The 24,433-nt window shown below is 54.5% G+C and carries 13 protein-coding genes and 2 pseudogenes; 13 read left to right on the forward strand and 2 right to left on the reverse strand.

The features are described from left to right. The first annotated feature begins 341 nt into the window (after window positions 1–341). The 8 genes from AC6T8Q_RS03980 to fabF all read left to right on the forward strand — a co-directional run bounded on the left by AC6T8Q_RS03980 (window position 342) and on the right by fabF (window position 8,987). Window positions 342–737: a GntR family transcriptional regulator gene (locus tag AC6T8Q_RS03980; protein WP_496921601.1), complete on the forward strand. Its 396-nt coding sequence runs from the start codon at window positions 342–344 to the stop codon at window positions 735–737. Next, the gene (locus AC6T8Q_RS03985) at window positions 734–1,702 is read left to right on the forward strand and encodes an ABC transporter ATP-binding protein (protein ID WP_500677847.1); all 969 of its coding nucleotides are present in this window, start codon (window positions 734–736) and stop codon (window positions 1,700–1,702) included. Before AC6T8Q_RS03980 ends, AC6T8Q_RS03985 begins: the two co-directional genes overlap by 4 nt. Next, window positions 1,699–4,833, forward strand: a complete 3,135-nt coding sequence (locus AC6T8Q_RS03990) for a hypothetical protein (protein ID WP_500677848.1) — start codon at window positions 1,699–1,701, stop codon at window positions 4,831–4,833. The genes AC6T8Q_RS03985 and AC6T8Q_RS03990 overlap by 4 nt, the downstream gene beginning before the upstream one ends. Window positions 4,834–5,013: 180 nt before the next feature. Beyond that, complete coding sequence (rpmF, locus tag AC6T8Q_RS03995) at window positions 5,014–5,193, forward strand: 50S ribosomal protein L32 (protein ID WP_500677849.1); 180 nt, start codon at window positions 5,014–5,016, stop codon at window positions 5,191–5,193. A 65-nt stretch (window positions 5,194–5,258) separates the two neighbouring features. After that, window positions 5,259–6,170: an ACP S-malonyltransferase gene (fabD, locus tag AC6T8Q_RS04000; RefSeq protein WP_500677850.1), complete on the forward strand. Its 912-nt coding sequence runs from the start codon at window positions 5,259–5,261 to the stop codon at window positions 6,168–6,170. A gap of 121 nt (window positions 6,171–6,291) precedes the next feature. Then, complete coding sequence (fabG, locus tag AC6T8Q_RS04005) at window positions 6,292–7,083, forward strand: 3-oxoacyl-[acyl-carrier-protein] reductase (RefSeq protein WP_500677851.1); 792 nt, start codon at window positions 6,292–6,294, stop codon at window positions 7,081–7,083. A 288-nt stretch (window positions 7,084–7,371) separates the two neighbouring features. Further along, entirely contained in the window at window positions 7,372–7,605 is a 234-nt protein-coding gene (locus tag AC6T8Q_RS04010; RefSeq protein WP_496921595.1) for an acyl carrier protein, read from the forward strand. 140 nt (window positions 7,606–7,745) lie between these two features. Next, window positions 7,746–8,987, forward strand: coding sequence for a beta-ketoacyl-ACP synthase II (gene fabF, locus AC6T8Q_RS04015; RefSeq protein WP_500677852.1), 1,242 nt, complete (start codon window positions 7,746–7,748; stop codon window positions 8,985–8,987). Here fabF and AC6T8Q_RS04020 read toward each other — a convergent pair. Further along, window positions 8,976–10,196 (reverse strand): GNAT family N-acetyltransferase, encoded by a 1,221-nt coding sequence (locus tag AC6T8Q_RS04020; RefSeq protein WP_500677853.1) that lies wholly within the window; start codon window positions 10,194–10,196, stop codon window positions 8,976–8,978. The two genes, fabF and AC6T8Q_RS04020, sit on opposite strands and share 12 nt — an antisense overlap. 772 nt (window positions 10,197–10,968) lie before the next feature. On the opposite strand from AC6T8Q_RS04020, the gene AC6T8Q_RS04025 reads away from it, so the two are divergent. From AC6T8Q_RS04025 to AC6T8Q_RS04035, 3 genes are all read left to right on the forward strand, one after another. Beyond that, a complete protein-coding gene (locus AC6T8Q_RS04025; RefSeq protein ID WP_500677854.1) occupies window positions 10,969–14,481 on the forward strand; it encodes a choice-of-anchor Q domain-containing protein in 3,513 nt (1,170 codons plus the stop codon). A 122-nt stretch (window positions 14,482–14,603) separates the two neighbouring features. Beyond that, entirely contained in the window at window positions 14,604–18,941 is a 4,338-nt protein-coding gene (locus tag AC6T8Q_RS04030) for a beta strand repeat-containing protein (protein WP_500677855.1), read from the forward strand. Between the two features lie 287 nt (window positions 18,942–19,228). Continuing rightward, on the forward strand, window positions 19,229–21,802 hold the full coding sequence (locus AC6T8Q_RS04035) for a choice-of-anchor Q domain-containing protein (protein WP_500677856.1): 2,574 nt from the start codon (window positions 19,229–19,231) through the stop codon (window positions 21,800–21,802). Between the two features lies 1 nt (window position 21,803). Here the strand turns inward: AC6T8Q_RS04035 and AC6T8Q_RS04040 are convergent. After that, window positions 21,804–21,971 (reverse strand): annotated as a pseudogene (locus tag AC6T8Q_RS04040) (type II secretion system protein); the annotation flags it as partial. Between the two features lie 433 nt (window positions 21,972–22,404). Here AC6T8Q_RS04040 and AC6T8Q_RS04045 point away from each other — a divergent pair. Next, window positions 22,405–23,619, forward strand: coding sequence for an acyltransferase family protein (locus tag AC6T8Q_RS04045; RefSeq protein ID WP_500677857.1), 1,215 nt, complete (start codon window positions 22,405–22,407; stop codon window positions 23,617–23,619). 17 nt (window positions 23,620–23,636) lie between these two features. After that, window positions 23,637–24,407 (forward strand): annotated as a pseudogene (locus tag AC6T8Q_RS04050) (SGNH hydrolase domain-containing protein); the annotation flags it as partial. Between the last annotated feature and the right edge of the window lie 26 nt (window positions 24,408–24,433).

Genomic DNA, 24,433 nt, shown 5'->3' on the forward strand with positions numbered 1-24,433 from the left:
AGCAATCACACAGACGGCAAACAGGCAGGATTAGGTGGTGGGAGAGAACGAGAACCGATCCGATGCGATCCCCGACAGTGTTGTCCTGATTTTAGGCCGAGTTTGAAAACCGTGTCAAACCGAACATTGCGCTATAAAATCTTGGAAAATGCGCAAATGAGCAAACTTTCGGCAAACCGTCGCATAAGTTAGTGATTCTAGCATCTAAGAAATGTTTGGTACGATTTTTATATTCTCTAGCTTGCGCAAATTTTTTTGCTGCCCTTGTGTTGACATCGCCGCCAGCATCGCCTACCGTACTATCACAGTAGTACACATCTCTCTTCTTGATTGTGCCGCTTATGTTTCTTCACATCGACGCACATAACGGTTTGGCGGTTTACGATCAAATCGTCCGGCAAGTGAAGTTTGCCGTCGCCGATGGCACACTCACTGCCGGCGAGCTTGTTCCCAGCGTGCGCGAGCTCGCCAAGGAACTGGCGATCAATCCCAACACGGTCGCCCGCGCTTATCGCCAATTGCAAGACGAAGGGGTCATCGCCGCGGTGCGTGGCACGGGCCTCGCCGTGGAAAGTGGCGCGCGGCGCGGTTGCCAGGCCGACCGCAAACGGTTGATTCGCCAACGACTCAACGACGTGCTCACCGAGGCCCATCTGAGCGGCCTCGAAGACAAAGAGCTTCAAGAACTTTTCACCGCCGAATTGGAAGCCGCCAAGCGGCAGCGAGGAAAATCATGAGCGATCCAAAGCCTGCCATTGTTGTAACGCGCGTATCAAAGCGCTTCGGCAATCATGTCGCGCTCAACGACGTGTCGTTCAGCGTTCCCTCGGGGACGGTCTTCGCACTGCTGGGGGAAAACGGCGCCGGCAAGACGACCACAATCAAACTCTTGCTGGGATTGGAAGAACCCACCACCGGCAAACTCGAAATGCTGGGCCTCGATTGCCAACGCGCGGGCGATGAAATCCGCCGCCGCGTGGGTTACGTCCCCGAACGCCCTGCCCTGTATGAATGGATGACTGCCGCGGAAATCGGCTGGTTCACCGCTGGCTTTTATCCCGAACCGTACGAACACGAATACCGCAAGCTGCTCGAACAATTTCGCGTGCCGACCGACCGCAAGATCTCGCAAATGTCGAAAGGAATGCGCGCCAAAGTTTCGCTCTCCCTGTCGCTTTCGCCTCAGCCTGAACTTTTGATTCTCGACGAACCCACCTCAGGGCTCGACACGCTCGTGCGGCGCGAATTCTTGGAAAGCATGGTCGATATCGCCGCCGCGGGACGTACGGTATTTCTTTCCAGCCATCAAATTGGTGAAGTCGAACGGGTGGCCGACATCGTGGCAATTGTTCGTGAAGGTGAGTTATTGGTCGTCGAGTCGCTGGATCGGCTCAAGTGCCAGATTCATGAGCTCACGTTCACGATGAACGGCACGCGCGAACCGGAGATTCCTGGCCAAGTGATCGCCCGTCGGCAACGGGGCAAGCAATGGCAGCTTGTCGTACGCAGCGATGAAGACATCGATTTTAACACGCTCACAGCACAAGCGGACGTGCTAGCCGTGGAATCGCGAACGCCGTCGCTGGAAGAAATCTTCGTGGCGTATATGGGAAGTGAAAGACCAAGTACCGCACAAGACTTGTCCAACGCCCAGGGATTGCAATCCCTGGGCGTTGGCGGGGGAATTGCAGGTGACTCATGAACACCCTCAGCATCAACTCGTCGCGACCACTCGTCACGCGGTTTGCCTGGAAAGAGTACCGCATGCTCCGCGGGCTGTGGGTGGCATCGTTTCTGATTGGCTTATTCCTTCAAATCCTTCCCTACGTCCTCACGTCTAGCACGATGCGGACTTATCCGGAAGGAGGATTTCTCGTCGCCTGGATTGCCGCGGCACTTTATTCCGTTGGCGCCGCGATCACGATGTTCTGCGCCGAAACGGAAGAACGCACACGCGACTATTTGCGACTCCTCCCTGGAAATGCAACGCCCATCATCGCCACCAAGCTTGTCATGGCTTTTGCTACAGCCGTGGCACTTGGTTGTGTGCTTTCGCTCACAAGTTGGTTTCTCGCCAACTACACATGGGCGAATTCACGTCACGCTGAACTCGCCTTTGCACTCGGTGGCGTGGGTATACTCGAAGGACTCGCCTGGGGACTTTTGTTCTCACTCTGGTGGAAGCAACCCTTGCTTGCCGCCGTGGCCGCGATGGCTTGTGCCTCACTCGGCGCACAGGTGGCGATCCTGGGCACGACCGATGCTTATGATGCCTTTTCGCTGGAGGGCTATCGGGCCGCCGTGCCGGGTCGACTGCTGATCTGTCTGGCCGTGTTGATCCTCGATTCTGTCCTCGCCAGCCAATGGCTTTATCCTCGCCGTAAGCACGAACGAGTTTCGCATCGTGCGATGACCATCGACCTACCAGCAAGCAACACACATGCTCGTGTTCACACCGCCGCGTGGCCAAGAACCAAGATGTTCACGCGGCTTTTATGGCAAACGTGGCGAGAATCCTGGAAGATGATGCTGGCCGCGATTGCGATCTCGGCTGTGCTAATGACAGCCCTCATGCTGCCAGCTTATATCAGTTCACCCCGTGACTTTCTCAAATCTCTGCCGTTTGTGGCGTTGATTCCCCCGGCCCTGTTGGGTGCCCTCGCCTTCCGCGCCGATCAGCAGCGCGATCATCGGCTGTTTCTCGCGACCCACGCTGCAAAGCCGCGCTACGTATGGCTGGCGCGGCACGTTGTCTGGTTCGGGGTTGTGTTGTTGCTTGGAATTGTGATTCATCTCGCCGGTTCGTGGCTGATGCAAAATGTTCTCCACAACGAAGTAAAGAACTATTTCGAAGGACGTTGGAGCTATCACACAGAATGGCTCGGACGAGAGTTTTCGACCGGCGACCCGAAACTCGCGCAAGCGTGGCGGTTCGAATATATGCAGTCGACTTACGTGCGTGGGGTTATCGCCGCGTGGACTGCCTTCATCGCGGCCTATGGCGTCGGCCAACTTTGTTCGATGCTGCTTAAGCAATCGCTGCTCTCTGGTTTCCTGGCCATTCTGTTCGCTGTTATTCTCGCGGTCTGGTCGGTGCTGATGTACCTGTGGGAGATGAATTCCCTGTGGTTCATTCTGCCAATTGGCAGCGCCGCGCTGCTCGCCACATGGCTGCGGACGCCGAACTGGATCCTCGGCAAGAACCACTGGCGCCACTGGATTGTTCCAGCGTTGGCACTGTTCGCACCGCTGGCTGTGATGCTCGGCATGGTGCCGGCAGGGCGTATGATGCAGCTTGAAGTTTCAAAGCAAACTGCGCAATCAAAAGTACTCACCCATGGTAAATCATGGCTCGAGAAACCGTTTGCAGCAGAAGAGTTTGGCTACCAATCCCACAAGAATGAATTCTCGCAAACCGCACTCGCGTATGAACGTCTCGCGGCGGAAATTGACGACCACGAAGAAAGATTCCTTCTAGGTCCCAATTCTCACCTGGCTACCACTTTTGAACACTTACAAGTACTCGCTCGGAAGTTGACCGTGCTTATCGATCAAAAAGATTGCGTCTTTCCGGCGGAACATGTGCTGCGTGGCTCGCGCAGCGGACGCTATCTTCAAATACTTCATCAGCTCCTTCTACAAGATGCTATACAACTAAGAGCTCGAGGTCTGCTCGATGTTGCCTTCGAGCGATTATGCGCGAACTTGAGACTCCTGGGATACAAGCTGCGCTATCAAACTAGCTCGCAATTTGCCCACGAACTTCAAGCCAACGACTCAGGCAGCTTCACACAAACATTCGCCGCGATATTGGAATGGGCCCAAGCCCCCGATCAAACCAGCGAACGACTCAAGGCCGCGATTCCCACACTGGAAAAATTCTTTAAACAGCTGCCACCACTTACGAGCGTTGTTTACGCTGACCGTGAACGCGTACGGCAGATCATTCTTGAGATACAACCGCCAAGCAATCAGCTCAATCAATTGCCCACGATTCTCAACCGCTTGCCTGGGGAGCAGGCACGAGCCCTTCAAGCCCTCGATATCTCCGCCGCGCTGACAAGAGAGTACATCTTTCAAACTCAACGTCTCATCAATGCGACAGAGAACTCAATTGGCAATGTGGAAGCAGCAACACAACTCCGTAACGATCTGAGAAGCGCCCCTTGGACAGGCATGTTCGCAATTCATCCTATTATGGATGATCTTCATCCCGAAGGATATCGAGGCGCCAATCAGCTTGCCGAGGCTTGTGCCACCAGTTTTTTGGTCGCGGAAGAGTTTCGTCGCTCAGGAGATTTGCGTCATCTGCTTCAAGTCTACACGAATTTTGAAACAAATCGCCGCGCGCTCCTCGTGCAGTTAGCGTTGCTGGCCTATCGAATCGATCACGGTCAGTATCCTGATGAACTGGCGGCACTAGTTCCTGATTATCTGCCACAGATGATCAACGACCCATACTCGGGCAAGCCGTTTGCTTATCACCCTGGAGGACTGGATCTTCCGCTGGTTCTTGGTCGTTACAACGATGCCAATGCACCGCCACCCGAGATTCCCGCGGAGACACCACTGTTCTGGAGCGTAGGCGTCGAGAATTACAAACTCATGGAGTTCGCTCATTTTCCAGGCGATCTAGGAGATGATGTGAATGTCACGGCCGGCGTTTATGGCGGTGAAGGGATATCACCCGCACCGATTGTGGAGCAACCTCACCTAATGGTTTACAAGTTTCAAACACAGGAAGGTTACGGGAGTGCCAATAGTTTGGTCTTTCCTCTTCCCAAAATTGATGATGTAGAGGAAACCAAAACCAAAGATCCCAACGCCCCCTAGCCGGGTCGCAACGCGATCCGGGAATCCCGGAGGGCGTGGCTCTCCGGCTAGGGGCTCCAAATCGCTGCTTTTTGTCGGTGTTTCGCTCAAAACCGGGCATTGACACTTAGCCCAAAAAGCCAGTATTCTGGGTGGTTTACCAATTGCTCACAGACATTAGTAAGTTGGAAGGCGCGAGCCATGGCTGTCCCCAAACGCAAACATTCGAACTCCCGTTCCGGCAAGCGTCGTTCGCACGACTTTTTGAAGCCTCGCCAATTGCAGGCTTGCCCGAAGTGCAGCACGCCGAGCCCCTCGCACGTTGTCTGCCCCAACTGTGGCCACTATCAAGGCCGCGCGATGGTCGAAATCGAGGAGTAGACCCTCCCCTCCCCCCTCTCAGAGTGCTGGCGAGGGGGACTGCATCTTAGTGAGGCCAGGCTGCCGTGACCAAAACTGCCTTTCTCTTTCCTGGTCAGGGGGCTCAAGCCGTCGGCATGGGGGCCGCACTCGCTGCGTCGTTGCCACGCGCCCAAGAACTCTTTGCCCGTGCGGCCGACATTCTGGGCTATGACCTGTTGGAACTCTGCACCAACGGTCCCGCTGAAAAGCTCAACTCGACCGTTTACAGCCAGCCCGCGTTGTTCGTGTGCAGCTTGGCAGCGCTTGAGCAATTGAAACAAGACAATCCCGCGGTCGTCGAAGCGTGTGCCGCCACGGCCGGATTGAGCCTCGGCGAATACACGGCCTTGGTCTTCGCCGGCGCGCTGGATTTCGATTCCGGCCTGCGCGTCGTTCAGGTCCGTGGCCAAGCGATGCAAGACGCCGCCAATGCTTCGCCCAGCGGTATGGTGAGCGTGTTGGGGATGGAACGCGAACAATTGCAAAAGCTCGTGGACGAAGCTCGCGGCGACGACGTTTTGCAGCTCGCCAATTACCTGTGCCCGGGCAATATTGTTGTCTCGGGGAGCAAGGCGGCCTGCGAACGAATCACGCCGCTGGCTGAAGCCGCCGGGGCGATGAAGGTGATTCCGCTCGCCGTGGCGGGGGCCTTTCACACGCCGCTGATGCAGTCGGCCGTGGCACGCTTGGCCGGGGCTCTGGCCGAAGTCGACATCAAAAAGCCGCGAATTCCCGTGGTTTCTAACGTCGACGCCCGTCCGCACGACGATCCGGCGGAGATTCGCGCCTTACTACAAAAACAAGTTGTCGCACCCGTGCTGTGGGAAGATTCGCTCCAGTGGCTGCTCAAGGATTTTGGCATCGAGCAGTGCTACGAAATCGGACCCGGCAAGGTGCTCAAAGGATTATTGAAACGCATCGATCGCAAGTTCCCCTGTGAAAGCGTCGAGGCGTAAAAATTTGAACCACAAAGACTCAAAGGGCACAAAGTTTATTCGTTTTGATTTGAGAGATTGCTCCTCAAAGCTTATTCGTGTGCTTTGCGCCTTAGTGGTTAATTAAAATAAAGGTAGTGAAATGTCAGACAATCCATCACGCAGAATTCAAGTTGATCTCACCGGCAAGACGGCCGTTGTGACCGGTGCCTCGCGGGGTATTGGTAAGTCGATCGCCGTCACGCTCGCCCGAGCGGGAGCCAAGGTGGCTCTCGTGGCCCGCAGCGCCGACAAGCTCGCCGAAACCGCCGCCGAGATCACCGCTGCGGGAGGAACCGCTGCCGTTTTTGCCTGCGACGTCGCTGATTCGGCAGCAGCCACGAACGTGGTCGACACAGTTGTCGCTGACTGGGGACGGCTTGATATTTTGGTGAACAACGCCGGGATCACGCGGGATACGCTCCTCCCCCGCATGACTGACGAAGAATGGGACGACGTAATTGCCACCAATTTGCGCAGCGTGTTCCTGTTCTCGCGAGCGGCGGCCGGGGCGATGATGCGAACCAAAACAGGTCGGATCATCAACATTTCCAGCACGTCGGGCATCATGGGAAATCCGGCTCAGTGCAACTACTCGGCCTCGAAGGCGGGCGTCATCGGGTTTACGCAAACGCTGGCCCGCGAACTGGCCAGCAAGCGTCGTCAGATCACCGTCAACGCGATTTGCCCCGGGTTTATCGCCACCGACATGACGGCGGCCCTGATGAAAGCGGCCGGCGAGGACCTGGTGATGGAACGAATCAAGGCGGCCGTACCGCTGCAACGTCAGGGAGAACCCGAGGAAATCGCCGACGCGGTGCTTTACCTATCCAGCGATTCGGGGGCCTACGTGACGGGACAAACTTTGGTGATCGACGGCGGCCTAACTGCTTAGCAGTTCACGGGTTGCCGACGACCGGCGTAGCCGAGGCGACCTAGACACCAATCGGAAGAAACTGTATATCTTGACCACCTTCGCGGGAACGATCTATTTTAAATCGCTTGCAAAGCTTGCCTCAACTGAGATGTTGTGACAGCGAGCAGGTTTTTCCGCTTGGAATAACTAGGGATTGTTGAACAGTACACAGGGTTGAAGTCGTTGGCGGGTTTTGGGCGGTGACCTTCTCGCAAGCAACGGCTTCATTGTCATATTTCATTTACTGGGTTAAAGGAGACCATCCAAGTGGCCTCAACACTGGAACGCGTTACTGACATCGTGGCGGAGCAATTGGGCGTCGATAAAGACAAGATCTCGCCGGAAACCTCGTTTGTGAACGACTTGGGTGCCGACTCTCTCGACACGGTCGAGTTGGTCATGGAACTCGAAGAAGAATTCGACATCAACATCCCCGACGACGCCGCGGAAAAAATCCAAACCGTCGGTCAGGCCGTGGATTTCATCGAACAGAACAAGTAAGTCTCTGCTTTGCCAATTCCCGGCAAAGCGATTCACGAGATGCTTTGCGGGATTCAGCCCGACAGATCCGCGACGTGGACAACCACGCCGCGGTTTGCTGTTGCTTGCCTCTTTGCTCTTGATAGTCGAAGAATTTCCAGATGAATCGCCGCGTTGTCATTACCGGAATGGGGGTCGTCACCCCGCTGTCATGCCAGATCCCTGACCTCTGGCAGAAGATTCTTGAGTGCCAAAGCGGCATTCATGAGATCCGCCATTTCGACGCCAGCGACTACAAGGTGCGCTTCGGCGGCGAAGTGTATGACTGGACCGTCGAAGGCTACATCGACACCAAGGAAGAAAAGCGGATTGACCGCTTCACGCAATTTGCGTTGGTCGCCGGTATCGATGCGGTCAAAGATGCGGGAATCGACTTCGAGAAATCTGATCGCTTTCGATCGGGAGCCATCATTGGCTCGGGGATCGGGGGATTGGGCGAAATTATTTCCCAGCACGATCGTCTGCTCGCCAGAGGCCATGACAAAGTCTCGCCCTTTACTGTTCCTAAGATGATGCTCAACGCGGCGAGCGGTCAACTTTCGATTCACTTTGGGATTCGTGGTCCGAATTATGCCGTCGCGACCGCCTGTGCGAGTGCCACCAACGCGATGGGTGAAGCGTTCAAGGCGATTCGCTACGGCGAAGCCGATGTGATGCTCACCGGCGGGACCGAATCGGCAATGCAGCCAATTAGCCTGGCTGGCTTCTCGAATATGAAGGCGCTCTCCACGCGAAATGACAGTCCCACGAAGGCCAGCCGGCCGTTCGATATCGACCGCGACGGCTTCGTACTTTCTGAAGGGGCCGGCATCCTGGTTTTTGAAGAATTGGAATTCGCCAAAGCTCGCGGTGCACGGATTTACGCTGAAGTCCTCGGCTATGGTGCCAGCGCCGACGCGGGTCACATCACCCAACCCGACGCCGAAGGGACCGGTGCCGCGCGGGCGATGGTCAACGCGCTGATCGATGGCCAACTCAATCCGACCGACATCGACTACATCAACGCCCACGGCACGAGCACACCGCTCGGCGATAAGGCGGAAACAATCGCCGTCAAGCGCGTGTTTGAAGACCAAGCGTTCAAGCTGAATGTCTCGAGCACTAAGAGCCAACTGGGTCATTCGCTCGGAGCGAGTGGCGGCATCGAACTTGTGATGTGTGCCCTGGCGCTTCGCGATCAGATCGCCCCGCCAACGATCAACCTCGACACGCCCGACCCCGATTGCGATCTCAACTACACGCCCAATGCTCCGCAGGAGCGACCCATTCGCCGGGCGATGAGCAACAGCTTCGGCTTCGGCGGGCATAATGCCTCGATCATTATCGGCAAATTAGCAAACTAACGACTTGCTAAAGATGCGATAGGTTTTGTACTTCTTGCCCCCCACCCGTTCGATCATTCGGTTCACGAGCGTGTTGTCTTCGAGCGTCCAACTGCATTCGGCACCTTGGTAATCGAACTTATCGATACTCGTACGCAGGGTTTGCCAGATTAGCGACTCGGCCACACCCCGTTTGCGATAGCCGGGAACGACTCCCAACACCGCCAAACGCCCCGTGCGAATCTTCTTCAACCGCATGGCAAGTCGAATGAGTCCAATTGGCAAACCGCCGTTCATCAAACGACCACCCAGCGGCTGAATCGCTTCGTTGATATTCGGCAGCGTGATCGAGACGCCTACTTGCTTGCCGTCGACTTCGGCGAATTGAACCAATTCAGGAACCGCGAGTCGCTTGAGATCGCGAGCCAAATGATCGAACTCGGCATCGCTCATTTTCACGAAGCCCCAGTTCTGTTCCAACGATTGATGATAAATCTGTTTGCAACGGGCGATCTCGGCGTCGAAGTCGTTCATGTCGAGCGGACGAACTTTCACCTGATAGCGCTCGGTCAATCGGGTCACGCGATCGCTCCACGCGGCATCCATGTTGTGCTCTCGACTGAACCACCAGGCATACAAATCCTTGGCTTTCTCCAAACCGTATCGCTTGAACAGCCGTTCGTAATAGGCGGGCTGATGGTTCATCATCACCACGGGAGGTGTATCGAAACCATCCACCAACAAACCGCAGGGATAGTTGGTGGAATAATCGACCGGGCCCATGATCTGTGTGCGGCCACGTGCGCGGAGCCAGGCACACGCGCGATCCAACAATGCCCGCGCCGTGCGGACATCGTCGATCACTTCAAACATGCCGAAGCATCCGAGATTCGTGCCGTGGACTTTGTTGTACGCGGGATCATCGCTGACCACGATGCGGCCAACGACCTGGCCGTCGCGCCGAGCCAGAAACGCTTGGGCGGCACCGTGCTTGTAAAACGGGTGCTTCTTCGGATCGAGAAACTCGCGAACCTGCATGTCGAGCGGGGCCACCCAGTTGGCATCGCGTTGGTGAATGCGTTTGGGAAGTTCGATAAATTCTGCAACATCGCGGCGGGAAGCAATGGCATGCACGCTGACCGGCGCGGCGGCGGTGCTCAACTCGGCCCAAGCACAGCGGGGAGCGGCAACGGGCAGAAACGGGGAATAGAGGGCGGATGCGAGGCTCATGGCGAACTCCTTTGAAGGGCGAAAATTCAGGGCTGAATATCCAAGCGTGAATCGGCGGGAGTTGTTACATGAGGGGCTGGGGTCTAGGGGTTGGGGGCTAGGTGTTGTGGTTGTTGAAATGCCTGCTCCTTGATGTGGTGGTTTTTGATTTTCGCAATGTGAAATTTCTGATCTCTGACTTCCAGCCCCTGGCCCCTCTCGTTCTGCTTTGCAAGGTTGGCCAGGTTTGCGTGGTTTGCGGGTCTCTTAACTGTTGCCAAGCTGTTTGGGGGGACTGGGAGCTTGGGATGAGGGAACGAACGACTTCTCAACACTGGCCCCTGACCCCTTTCTGCGAACTTTGTCATCTTGTTCAACTTCGTCAACTTAGTCACGACCCGGGATTGATCAAGTTGATGTGTACTCGTCGTCATTACAACCTTCAGCGGGTCTCGACGTTTCAACGCGCAGCTTGGGGTGCCACTGTTGGCTTGCCCAACAGTGTGTTCGCGGCTGTTCGGTCATTCCCGTGAAAGCGGGAATCCAGCATTTACTCTGGCTGATCGCTGAGAGATTTCACCCCCTTGATACCATATCGCGCGGCCAAAATCGCGTGAAAAATTTGGCCACGTATTTATTAATCTTTCTTAATCGAAGTTAAACATTTCCTTCCAGACTATCAGAAAGCCAATATTCTGAGTGGCCACTAATTGTTTGCACCCGGGTTGTCTCGCCGCTATCATGAACGGACTTCTCTATTCCCTTCAAGATTTGATTTCACAGGATTCTCAGCATGACACGGAGTCGCCGTCTACGAGTCGAGTCTTTGGAAGATCGCCGGATGCTGGCGACATTTACTGTGACGAATCTGCTTGATGGCGCCGTCACCGCCGCGGGTCAACTGCCTGGGAGTTTGCGCCAGGCGATCTTCGATGCCAATGCCGCGTCCGGGGCTGATGAGATTGAGTTCTCGGGTGTCTCGGGGCAAATTGCTTTATTGTACGGTGAATTGCGAATCACCAATGAGTTGGCAATCAATGGCCCTGGCCGAGATTTATTGACAATTAATCCCTATGATCGTTCTCGCATCTTTAATATCGATGTTCCCAACACGTCCAGTGAAAGTTTCCCTGTTTCCATCAACAATCTGAGCTTGATTAATGGGCAACTTCAGTTTTCAGGGAAAGGGGGCGCAATTCAATCGCTAAGTTCCGGTACTCTGACGTTATTTAACACCAATATCAATGGGAACTATGCCCGAGATGGTGGTGGTGGAGTCTATGCCAAAGGATCGGTCGTAGCGATTGACTGTACAATAACGAACAATGCCAATAACAATAGCTCCGCGCGAGGCGGAGGAATCGCAACGACGAAATCACTCACCGTTATTGATTGCATCGTTGAGAACAACTCGTCGAGAACCGGCGGAGGGCTGAGCGCTACTGAAGACTTGACTGTCATCAATAGTCGGGTAATCGCCAACTTCGCTACACACAGTGGCGGCGGTCTCTCGAGCGGCCTATCGACGACAGTTGTGAACAGCATCGTGTCTGGCAATCAGGCGGCAACAAATTCAGTGAGTATTGGCGGCGGAGGTGGGGGTATCATCTCTGGTGGCACCGTGACGATTGAAGACAGTGCGGTGAGTTACAACCGAACGGATGCGTCGCAAGCACCTGGTGGTGGAATTCATGCGGCCTCGGGAGTGACGCTCGTTCGCAGTGCTGTCAACGGCAACGCAACCACAGGGGTCAGCTCGCGCGGGGGAGGTATTGTTAACCTGTCAGGCTCGGTAAGGCTCTTTGAATCCACGATGAGCGGCAACTCCACCGCCGGGCAGTCGTCAGTTGGCGGGGGTATAGCAAACAACCTTGCTGGATCTATCAGCATCGTCCGCAGCACGATTGATAGCAATCAAACCACCGGGGCCAATGCCTTCGGCGGCGGAGTCCATGGAGGCCCACTCGCGGTTTTCAATAGCACGATTAGCGGGAATCGAACAACCGGCAACAGCTCTCATGGCGCGGGCGTGAGCGTTGAAGGAGCGACAACCATCCATCACAGCACGCTAGTTAACAATCAAGCGTCGGGGGCAAGTTCTCGAGGTGGAGCGATCAATCACCCATCGGGCGCGCTCACGATTAGCAACACAATTATCGCGGACAATTCCGCTTTGTTGAGCAATCCCGAATTATTCCATGCCGGGGGAGCATTAGATGTCAATTACAGTTTGATCGAAAATCCCACCGACAGTGGCATTACTCCGAGCACCGGGTCGGGCAATTTATTGAATGTTGCGGCTGGCTTGACTCCGCTGCAGTTCAATGGCGGAGTCACAAAAACACATGCCTTAGCCGCAACAAGTCCAGCTATCAATAGCGGCGATCCTAGCGCGCAAGCAGGCGTCTTTAATGTGCCACAACTGGATCAAAGGGAGTTCTTTCGCGTGGCGGATGGCCGGATCGATATGGGTGCATTTGAATATGCAAGTCTCGTCGAGCAACCTTCTTTAGTGGTCACCACGGAGAATGATGTAGTCGATCAGTTCGATAATCTCACATCACTCCGCGAGGCAATTCAATATGCCAATTCCCTGGTAGGCGTAGATGTCATAACGTTTGATGCTTCTGTATATGGAAACGCAACGACCATTACTTTGCTATTAGGGGAGTATCAAATCACCGAGACGCTAACAATCGTTGGAACTGGCAGAGAGTTGCTGACTCTGGACGCGCAGCATGAGTCACGAATCTTCAATATCACTGCCGCTTCTGGGAATTTTGAAATCGAAGGATTAACATTCGTCAATGGCATGACAACAGGAGCGACTCAAACCGGGGGTGCCGTCAATTCGACAACTTTAGGCACGCTTATGATTGTGGGTTGCACATTCGAGGGCAGTACAACAAGTGGACGTGACGCGCGTGGGGGTGCATTGTCTGCGACTGGCAACGTTGTCGTCGAGAGATGCAACTTTATCGACAATAGAACAATTGGCAGAAATGCCCGCGGAGGAGCCATTTCTACAGGCTTCTTAACAGCAGGATCTTTGACACTTTCAGATAGCTTGGTCGCCAACAACAGCACGACCGGCTGGCTGGCCGATGGCGGCGGAATATCGGCTGGTTTTATCGCCACGATCACACGAAGCAGGGTAACGGGCAATAGTACCAGTGGATATAGTGCGGAAGGTGGAGGAATTTTTGCCGCTGATCTAACCGTTGTCGAAAGCACCGTTAGTGCCAATAGCACTGAGGCTAGTGTGGGTGGTGCTTCAGGAGGAGGAATTTATTGCGACGATTTAGAGTTGGTGAGCAGCACGCTTAGCGGCAATTCGTCAGCTGGTTCTGGAGGAGGTGCATTTGCACGAAACGTGGCAATCACTCAAAGTACGATAAGTGGCAATAGATGCTCTGACTATTATTCCGATGGCGGAGGAATTTTTGCTTATGAAGATGTAACGATCAGCAACAGCACAGTTACCGGCAATCGATCCGTGGATGGTCGTGGGGGTGGAATCTATCAATACAATTTTTATTCACCCGGTGGAGCACCTTTTGTAATCCGCAATACTATCGTTGCCGGAAATAGGGCCGTCCACGCAGAAGCGGGGCATGATATTAGTCACGACGCTGATGGTAGCTTGAGTGTGGATAATAGCTTGATCGGAAATACAACTAACCTTATCGCAATGACAGGTGGCGGCAATCTCTTGAACGTCGATCCGCTGCTTGAACCGCTTCAGGACAACGGCGGGCCGACCTTTACCCATGCACTACTTCCCGACAGTCCGGCGATTGATGCGGGTGATCCTGAGTTCACTTCACCACCGAACTTCGATCAACGCGGCGCGGGTTTCGACCGCGTTGCGAATGGACGGATCGATATGGGTGCGTTTGAAGTGCAGGCCGAGGTTTCGTTGCCTGGGGATTACAATGACGACGGCGTGGTGACGGGGCGTGATTTTCTGGCGTGGCAGCGCGGAGAGTCGCCCGATCCGTTTAGCAGTGATGATCTTGAAACTTGGCAGGAAGAGTATGGTGGCGGGGAGTTGTCGGCGCTGAGTGCGAGTATTGAGGATCAATATGGAACTTATGAGGACGATGAGGAAACCTCTGTGTCGTTGATGTTTGGAAATTCTTACGCACCGCCCGCTGAAGCGGGCTCGCCAGAGGCGAATGAATTGTTTGTGGAGAGCTTGGACCTTGCGATTGAGGAACTGAGCACGATCTCGACTTACGGCGTGCGGGAGTTTGGCGATTTTGTGGCGAGACGTTCCATAAAATCCAAGATTTTTGCTCGATAAGCAAAAAACCCCTGCAAAAATGCTTTGTGCATGGCACCACAGGTAAGGTGTATTCTTCACACTTATAGCTACAATAGAGTGAAACTATCGTAGCACCTTCTCTCGTCGACTAAACCATGAGCATGACGCCACGCAAACTCAAACTCGAGCCGCTTGAAGATCGCCGGATGCTGGCGACGTTTACGGTCGCGAATCTGCTTGATGGGCCCGTGACAGCTGCGGGACAACTGCCGGGAAGTTTGCGGCAAGCAATTTTCGATGCGAACGCGACTGCGGCGGCGGATGAAATTGTCTTCTCGGTGCTCGCCGGAACGATCTCGCTGACTCATGGTGAATTGAGAATTACTAACAATCTCACGATCCAAGGACCGGCCGCGGGTGGAATGATCATTGACGCGAGCGGCAGCGATCCGACATCCGCAAATGATAACGGCGATGGCAGCCGGGTTTTCAATATCGACGATGGCACGCACACTTCTCGCATCGTTTCAATTCGCAATCTCACTCTGACGGGGGGCGATGTGAGCGGAGATGGCGGCGCGATTCGCAACGCCGAGCAACTCGCTTTGACGAACGTGGTGACCCGTCAGAATGCGGCGACCGGCTATGGCGGCGGAATTTTCAGCAACGTCTCGCTGACGCTGACTACTAGTACTGTCAACTCGAATACGGCGACTAATCGTGGAGGCGGAGTCGCAACTACCAGCGGGTCGCTCACGATTACCAATTCTACGTTGAGTGGAAATAGTGCGTTCGGTGGAGGAGGTTTTCATAGCCAAAACACGTTTACTCAGGTGAACGGCAGCAACATTACAGGCAACACCGCTTCAACCGGGGGCGGAGGAATCCGCAACTACCGTGGCAGTCTCACCGTGATCGACAGTAAGATCGACAACAACACAGGCGGATATGGGGGTGGAATCAGGAATAATCAATCCCAGCTAACGATCACAGGCTCGACCGTGAATGGCAACACGGGCACACTCCTTAACGGCAACGAACGGGGAGGCGGTGGAATTTTCCAACTGTGGGGCAATCTGACAATTACCAACAGCCAAGTGAGCGGCAACAGTTCGATACTCAAAGGAGGCGGCATTTATGCGAGCCGGGGTGCACTGAAGATCACGGCGAGCATGCTGGAGGGGAATTACTCTCACTCGCATGGCGGTGGAATCTACAGCAGCGAAACTAACTTCGAGATCGACGAAACCACGCTGAGTGGCAACACGGCCCTGGGACGTGGCGGTGGGGTGATCCGGGTACGCGAGAACGAATGGGGTCCGCTCGTCGTTTTGAACAGCACAATCTCGGGCAATCACAGTGAATTGAATGGCGGCGGCATCCTAGGTTCGTATCAGGAAATTACGAACTCGAACATCGTAGGCAACAGCTCTATTCAAAACGGCGGGGGGCTTCAGGGGGGGCCCATCCTGTTGGTCGACAGTATCGTGGACAGCAACACGACGGCCGGCACCGGAGGTGGAATTTCGTCCAGCAAATTGACGATTGTCGGTTCGACGGTGAGCCGCAATGTGGCCCTGGCTGGTGGAGGTGGCGTGTTTTCCCCTGAATCGACCGTGACGTTCGAAAGCACACTCACGATTGTTGATAGCACCCTGAGCGAGAACGTCGGCTACATTCGCGGCGGCGCCATCAATATGAAAGATGGAACCGCGACAATCACCGGCAGCACTATCAAAGGCAATCTTGCCGTCGCGACGCATCCGTACAACGGCTATGGGGGCGGAATTTTTGGAGGGGGGGAATTTACGATCACTGGGAGCAAGATCGTTGACAATCTTGCGAACACGCGGGGGGGCGGTATCTACTTTGGTCTGTATACGCTGACGATCGTCGATAGCCTGATCTCGGGCAATGAAGCGGGCACCGACGGCGGAGGGATTTTCCGTGTCGATGGACAACTCTCGGTTACGGGCACAACGTTTCGGAACAATAGCGCTCAAGAGGATGGTGGCGGCCTATGGACGTCAGGAACCTTTTTGACGATTGGCGGGAGCGCATTCCTCGACAACCACTCGGGCCAACGAGCTGGAGGGATTTACGCGAGCGCTTATGAAGCGACCATCAGTATGAGCACGATCAGTGGCAATTTTTCTGAGACCAACGGCGGAGGGATTTATTTCTATGGTGCCAACCTCGCCATGACGACCAGTTCGATCACTGGCAATACTTCTTATGGCGATGGAGGTGGCGCGTTTGCCCGCGTGCAGTCGTCGCTGACGGTGACTTCCAGCACGCTTGGCGACAATGAGGCCCAAGGAAATGGCGCGGGGCTTTATCTCTGGTCGCGAACTCCGCAGGTGCCGCTTGCGATTCGGCACAGCACGATCGCGCGTAATAAAACCGACCAGGCGGCCGGAGGCATGTTTATTGCCGCGGCCAGCACCGTGGACTTGAGTCACACGATCGTCGCGCAAAACCAAGCAACGCTGGGGCCTGATCTGACGGGCTTGATCGGCGTGGTGTTCGATGCGAAGTCGAGTCTGATTGGCAACAACGCGCAGAGTGGACTCGCGGAAGCACCGGTCGGCGCGCCGGACGCCAAGAAAAACTTGATCGGCGGCGTCACTCACGGCGTGATCGATGCCCTGCTTGCCGAGTCAAGCAACAACGGAGGGGCCGGACTGACTTACGAATTGCTGGTGGGTAGTCCCGCGATCAACGCGGGTAACACCGGGGCGGTTGCCGGTGTCGGCACGGTGCCGCTCTTTGATGGTCGGGGAGGACCGTTTGCGCGGATTGCCGGTGGCCGAATCGATATCGGTGCTTACGAACGTCAATCGTTCGGGCAGCAGGCGCTGGTTGTCGATACCTTGACCGACGTTGTTGATGGCAACGTGAGCGCGGGACATTTGTCGCTACGTGAAGCCGTGGGAATTGCCAACGGCAACATTGGCACGCTCGACACGATCAGCTTCGCACCGGCGCTCGTCAGCGCAGGCCCCGCAGTGATTTCATTTTATCGCGGTGAAATTCAGATCATCGACTCAACAATCATCACTGGCCCGGGTCAGGATTTGTTAACGCTGGATGTCTCTTCGAGCGACCCCACTCCGGAAGTCAAGAATGGCGACGGCCACCGTGTTTTCAACATCGATGACGAAAAATTTACGACGAGCGTCGAGGTAACCATCGCACAATTGACCTTAACGGGAGGTGATACTCAAGGCAAAGGGGGAGCAATCCTCTCGAGCGAGATTTTGACGGTTGCAAATTCCACGATCACGGGAAACACCTCTCAAGAAGGCGGAGGTGGCATTTCTCATTACGGATTCCGCAAACAACTGAATATCGTTGCAAGCACTATTGCTCATAATCAAGCGCGAAATGGTGGCGGGATATACGGCATCGCGTCCTCTAGCGCGATCATTGTGGAAGGAAGCACAATTTTCGACAATCACGCCCTTTCAGCCGATCCCTTTGACGTCATGCGTGGAGGCGGGATTTTCTTTCACTTGTCAGCAACGGGACCCGCGCAATTCGTCATTAACTCCAGCACGATTAGTGGAAATACCGCGGGAGGTGAGGGAGGAGGGGTTTATTCGGGAACCGACGAGCTGTTCGTCTACTCCAGCACGATCGCCAACAACGTCGCTGGTGGTGAGGGTGGTGGAATTGGCATGCAATCGACCTCTCAATCGGTCAAGCTGATTCACACCATTGTCGCGGGCAATACCAGCATCAACGAAATCACTGACGACATCGGGGCACGACCATTCCTTTACTACTCACTGATTGGCAATGGAGACGGATCAAATGTCCTCCAATCGACCGGGAGCTTGGTCGGCACCTCACTCGCGCCAATTGATCCACGACTTGGCCCCTTGCGAGACAATGGTGGCCCCACATTGACTCATTCTTTATTGTCGGGAAGTCTGGCACTTGATGCCGGAGATCCCTTATCTCAAGCGGGAGGCTACGCTGGCTACTATATGGCGCCGGTACCCTTTTTCGACCAACGTGGCACAGGCTTTGGTCGTGTTGTGAATGGCCGTATCGACATGGGTGCCGTGGAGATGCAAGTCGCGCCCGTTGTTGGTGACTTCAACGGTGACGGCGTGATCACGGGCCGCGATTTTCTGGCATGGCAGCGTAATCCAAATTTGGGAAGTTTGACGGATTGGCAAGAATATTATGGTGGGGCGTTATCGGCGCTGAGTGCAAGTATTGAGGATGAATACGGAACTTATGAGGACGATCAGGAAACATCTGTGTCGTTGATATTCGGAAATTCTTACACACCGCCCACTGCTGATTCTTCTTTGCTTGGGGGCTCGCCAGAGGCGAATGAATTGTTTGTTGAAAGCGTGGACCTTGCGATCGAAGAGCTGAGCGATGTAACGCAGAGCGGCGTGCGGGAGTTTGGGGAGATGGTTATTAGGCACCGGACCACACGACGACCAGTGAAATCGATGACATGGAATAAGTCTCGAGCTTAAAAAGCCGATGCACTGCGCTTTCATGTGCCTATGCAATCATGAAAATCTGCTAAAGATTTTCAAAATCTTGCCCCGAGCATTTTGCGTCTACCAGTGGAACACCCTGGGATCAAAGAATCCAGACAATTTTGTTGAAATCACCCCCTGGTTGGGGTAGGATGCGGCTAACCGGCAGGAACGCGGGTACTCTTTTTAGCCGCTACCGATCTGGAACAGATGTCTTTTCTTGGCCGCCACAGCTGGACAGCTGTTCTCTGAATTTATGGACTTAGCGCAAGGAACAAGTTATGTCACTTCGTCGTCAGATGCAGGTTGAGTCCTTGGAAGATCGCCGGATGCTGGCGACGTTTACGGTCACGAATCTGCTCGATGCTCCTGTGACAGCCGCGGGGCAATTGCCGGGGAGTCTGCGGCAAGCGATCTTTGATGCGAACGCCTTGGTTGGCACGGATGAGATTGAGTTCGCGGGAGTGTCGGGGAGCATTTCGCTGACCGCTGGCGAACTGGTGATTAGCGATGACGTGACGATCGAAGGGCCCGGTAATGCTCTATTAACAATCGACGCCAGCGGCAACGATCCGACACCAGAAACAAACGACGGCGATGGGAGTCGTCTCTTCAGGGTTGACGATGGTGATGCTGAAAATGCAATCAACGTGGCAATCAGCGGTCTCACTTTAACGGGAGGTGACGTCGCTGGCGACGGGGGAGCGATTTCGAATGTTGAAAGTTTGACCCTCAGCCAAAGCGTCATCACCGGTAATGCGACGGGCGGTTTTCGTAACGAACCGTATGGTAATGATGCGTTTGGGTTTTCAGGGGGCGGCATTTGGTCGGATGGAGTTTTAACTGTTGTTGATAGTCAGATTACCACCAACGCTGCCTCGCAAAGTGGGGAGTCCCTCTATTCCGATAGAAGCCGGGGCGGTGACGGAGGCGGCATTGCTGCTCTGGGGACGCTCACCATTTCAGGTAGTCTGCTGGCGACCAATTCCGCAGGTCAGGGAGGAGGAGTCAACGGCCGAGGGGGGCATGGCGGAGCAATCTGGTTTGATGGCAGCTCGCTAACAATTACTGATTCGACGATCTCGGGCAATACTTCCGGAGATGGCGGAGGAACCTTCGGCGGCGAGAGTGGCCATGGGGGAGGCATCTATGCCGAGGGTAGCGTGTCGCTCGATGATGTGTTGCTTCAAGACAATCAAGTCGGCACGGCAAGTATGCGTTATGCAGGCGGCTCCGGGGGTGGAATGTGGGCGGCCGGAGAAATCGAGATCAGCAATAGCTCGATCAGCGGCAACAGCGCTGGTGATAGTGCAGCTTCGAGCCCGTATGAGATAGGTGGCAACGGGGGCGACGGTGGCGGGCTCTTTTTGGGAAGCGCTGCCACGATCATCAATTCCACAATCGCCGGCAACAACGCGGGTGACGGTGGCCGAACCCAAGGAACGACGTCAGGCCACGGTGGCGCGGGGGGGGGAATTCGTTCCTCGGGCACACTGACGATTCTCGCCAGTACGATTAGTGGTAATCGTTCAGGTGAAGGAGGAGGCACCTTTGCTTATGGCAAGGGTGGTCGGGGCGGCGCTGGCGGCGGAATTTTCGCCGGTGGAAACTTGGTCATGCACGAAAGCTCGGTTGTTGGCAACTCGACCGGCAATGGCAGGGGTGTCAGCTATGGCGCCTCACCTGGCGGCGAAGGGGGTGGCATCGCCGTGCTCGGTGCCGTGACAATCCATGGTTCGACAATTTCTGGTAATACCACGGGACAGGGAGGCGCTGGTGGTGAAGCGGACGGGGGTGCGGGCGGAGGGATATGGCTGAGCGGAAGCTCGCCAAAACAAATTACCAACAGCACGGTCTCGGGCAACACGACGGGGCGAGGGGGCGCCGATGGACGACGGAGCTATGCCGGCAATGGCGGCGATGGAGGCGGCATTTTTATCACAGGCGCCGGAGTTCTCACACTTTCGCACAGCACAATCACGGGAAATACCACGGGTCTCAACGGCCCCGAGAGCTATGGCTACCTTGGATATGGTGGCGGTTCGCTCGGCAACGGCGGTGGAATTTTTGCTTCGACGGCCGCGGTGAATCTGAACAACACGATCGTCGCCCGCAACACGCGAGGCAATACCGATGACGATGACCTCAAGGGGGCCGGATCGTTTGCTCCAACTTACAGCTTGATCGGCGTCGACACGGGGGCCACGATCACGCCAGGCACTGGCAATCAAATCGGCACGTCCGGAACACCGGTCGATCCACTCCTCGGCACTCTGGCTGACAATGGCGGACCAACGTTGACGCATGCACTCCTTCCCGGCAGCCCGGCGATTCATGCCGGTAATCCAGCATTTACTTCGCCGCCGGATTACGATCAACGGGGTACAGGATATGACCGCGTTGCAAATGGGCGAATCGATATGGGAGCGTTTGAGACACAGGCTTCGGTTTCGTTGCCGGGTGACTTCAACGACGACGGCGCGGTGACGGGGCGTGATTTTCTCACCTGGCAGCGTGGAGAATCGCCTGATCCGTTCAGCAGTGATGATCTGGAGACTTGGCAGGAAGAGTATGGTGGCGGGACGTTATCGGCGCTGACTGCGATTATTGAAGATGAGGGTGTCGAGGACGATCAGGAAACGTCTGTGTCGTTGATGCTTGGAAATTCTTACGTATCATTCGCTGCACCGCCCGCTGAAGCGGGCTCGCAGGGCGGATTCGATGAGAATGAATTGTTTGTTGAAAGCGTGGACCTTGCGATTGAGCAGTTGAACACAGTGACGCACTACGGTATGCGCGAGTTTGGCGATTTTGTTGTTAGGCGGAAAGTGAGCCCGCGATTTGCGGTTCACTGAGATTCACGCAGGAAGACCGCCGTGTGGCTTCACTGGCCGCTTGGATCGCGGGGAGCAATAACGCCACGAGCACGCCGATGATGGCGACCACGACCAACAACTCGACAAGCGTGAACCCGCGCGAGGGGCGAATGGTGTTGGTTGAACGATGGCAGACTTCGAGCGTCATCGCGTGCGGGCTGGCTAGGAAATGAACATGCACGCAGCACGCGCACGATGGCTGGGAATCTAGGCTGAAGTGGATTTTACTGGGTTCGCCGTCATACGGCAATTTCTTCGGTAAACCGGCATTAATTCGGACGTTTGTGGTTAACCTCTGAAGCCATACAATCCGAATCTTCTGACCAGCGTTGAAAAAAGACCCACCCCCAAAATGCCAAGTTTTTGCCTAAAACTTTTGATTGAGTACAATCAATCTCATGTATCGCTTATGCCGTTGAGAAGGCGTATCTTGCTTGAATCCCATTGATTTCTACCAATGTCCTAGAAACTTCGTTGACAGCTCATTTCATTGGACGATGTGTACCTTCTCGATTCAGCCTGTCAAGCAATTCTTCGCGACAACTCTCGCATTAAGACTCTGAACTTACGCCAAGAGACCTATGGAATATCGACCTGAAATAGACGGACTTCGTGCGGTCGCGGTAACGAGCGTTGTGTTTTTTCACGCTGGGTTTCCCGTTTATGGCGGCTATGTGGGAGTGGATGTTTTTTTTGTTATTTCTGGTTTTCTCATTACAAGTTTGATTCTAAGGGCGATGGGTAAGGAGAGTTTTTCTCTGACAGACTTTTGGGTCAGACGAATACGGCGAATTTTCCCTGCCTCGCTGTTCATGTTGGGTATGGTGCTGGTTGTGGGTGCCGCCATCATGCTTCCGCAGGAGTATAAGGGGCTGGCCAAATCGGCCGTTGCGCAATGCCTTTTTTCCGGCAACATCTTTTTCTACCGAAATACAGATTACTTTGCGGTTGCGTCTGAATATCTTCCCTTGTTGCACACGTGGTCTTTGGCAGTCGAGGAACAGTTTTATTTTGTTTACCCCCTGCTATTAATGCTGCTTGCGAGCTTGGGGCCAAGGAAGCTATTCGTGTGCCTGCTAGTACTTGGCATAGGGTCGTTCGCTCTTTGTGTCTTCACCACAGCCCGCTATCCTGACGCTGCATTTTACCTGTTGCCCTCTCGAGCTTGGGAACTCTTGGCGGGCGGAATACTAGCAACATGGCCCACAAAAATAAAGCTGTCGTTCACGTCCAAGGAATTGTTCTCTTGGATTGGCATCGGTCTTATCTTCTATTCCGTCTACTTTTTTAATAGCGATACGGTATTTCCAGGCATCAGCGCGATGGTGCCCGTGTTAGGCACCGTTCTCATCATTCTCGGAAACACCCACGGCTTGACGAGCATCGGTCGCGTGTTGGCTCTTAAGCCCGTCGTATTTGTCGGTCTGATTTCATACTCATGGTATTTATGGCATTGGCCAATTATGGCATTCATGAGGAACGCCCTTTTTGGCTTCGATCATACCGCTGGCACAATTGCGATTGTTGTCAGCTTTATCGCGGCCGTTTTGTCGTGGAAGTTTATCGAAACCCCGTTTAGACATTCTTCACCTGCACAAAAACCGCGGCAGGTGTTCATGGTGGCGGCTTTGTCATCGTTTCTTCTGTTGCTGAGTACGGGCATCATTATCTATATGAATGGGCTTCCGAATCGATTTTCAGAACCCACGAGACAATTTATTGCCAGCTCGGACATACCAACCAATTTGCAGACGAATCATGAACGAATAGAAGATTTTTTAAACTTCCACGACTAGGAAAACCTGCTTCGACAAGTACGGAACCTGATTTCTTGCTCTGGGGAGATAGTCACGCTTTGTTCGTAGGTCCTGTACTTGAGGATCTCGCAGAGGAGTTCGGAGTATACGGATATATTGCCGCTCGAAGCGCGACAGCTCCGATTCTGGGAGCTTGGACTGAAGCAACCGAGCCTCACGCCACCCGTTGGAATGAATGCGTCTTAGAATTCATCGAACGCCATAACATTAAGAACGTAATACTGGCCGCACGATGGACATCCTATCTTGAACCAAATCGAGACGGCGGAGAACGAAGAGGATTAATCGACTTGGAATCGCCCATACCGTCAGTCGAAAATGCCACTTTGGTTCTGGAGCGGGGACTAAAACGAACTGTTGAAGAGTTGCGGAAGCGCAATGTACGCGTGTGGGTTGCCCAAGAAGTGCCACTTCAAGATTGCGACGTGCCCCGAGCAGTCGCCGTGCATGCCGAGTGGAAAATAGGCGAGCCAAGAAGTATTTCAGACGTATGGTACGGTGTCACTCTTGAACAACATCAGTCCCGTCATCAGCGATTCGATGAACTCCTTGCCAAAATTGACCACATTACTTTGCTCGACTCAACGAGCCATTGTTTTGGATCAAATCGACGATCGCTGATTGCCGCACAAGGCAATAGCCTCTACAACGATGACGACCATCTTTCGTCAGCCGGGGCAAGATACTTGCTGACGGACACATTTCGACAATTCTTTGTCGATATCACGTCCAAATCCCAACTCGCCACTGTAGAAACAAGCCGCTGAGGCAAATTCGCTGGCACCGCTAGCAT

The sequence above is a fragment of the Bythopirellula sp. genome (genome assembly GCF_041737835.1).
GTDB lineage: Bacteria > Planctomycetota > Planctomycetia > Pirellulales > Lacipirellulaceae > Bythopirellula.

Excerpts from the sequence above, each read along its gene's own strand:
- AC6T8Q_RS04020 (WP_500677853.1), bottom strand. The coding sequence starts at position 10,196 with ATGAGCCTCGCATCCGCCCTCTATTCCCCGTTTCTGCCCGTTGCCGCT.
- AC6T8Q_RS04035 (WP_500677856.1), top strand. The coding sequence starts at position 19,229 with ATGTCACTTCGTCGTCAGATGCAGGTTGAGTCCTTGGAAGATCGCCGG.
- fabF (WP_500677852.1), top strand. The coding sequence starts at position 7,746 with ATGAATCGCCGCGTTGTCATTACCGGAATGGGGGTCGTCACCCCGCTG.
- rpmF (WP_500677849.1), top strand. The coding sequence starts at position 5,014 with ATGGCTGTCCCCAAACGCAAACATTCGAACTCCCGTTCCGGCAAGCGT.
- AC6T8Q_RS04025 (WP_500677854.1), top strand. The coding sequence starts at position 10,969 with ATGACACGGAGTCGCCGTCTACGAGTCGAGTCTTTGGAAGATCGCCGG.
- AC6T8Q_RS03990 (WP_500677848.1), top strand. The coding sequence starts at position 1,699 with ATGAACACCCTCAGCATCAACTCGTCGCGACCACTCGTCACGCGGTTT.
- AC6T8Q_RS04045 (WP_500677857.1), top strand. The coding sequence starts at position 22,405 with ATGGAATATCGACCTGAAATAGACGGACTTCGTGCGGTCGCGGTAACG.
- AC6T8Q_RS03985 (WP_500677847.1), top strand. The coding sequence starts at position 734 with ATGAGCGATCCAAAGCCTGCCATTGTTGTAACGCGCGTATCAAAGCGC.
- AC6T8Q_RS04030 (WP_500677855.1), top strand. The coding sequence starts at position 14,604 with ATGACGCCACGCAAACTCAAACTCGAGCCGCTTGAAGATCGCCGGATG.
- fabG (WP_500677851.1), top strand. The coding sequence starts at position 6,292 with ATGTCAGACAATCCATCACGCAGAATTCAAGTTGATCTCACCGGCAAG.
- AC6T8Q_RS03980 (WP_496921601.1), top strand. The coding sequence starts at position 342 with ATGTTTCTTCACATCGACGCACATAACGGTTTGGCGGTTTACGATCAA.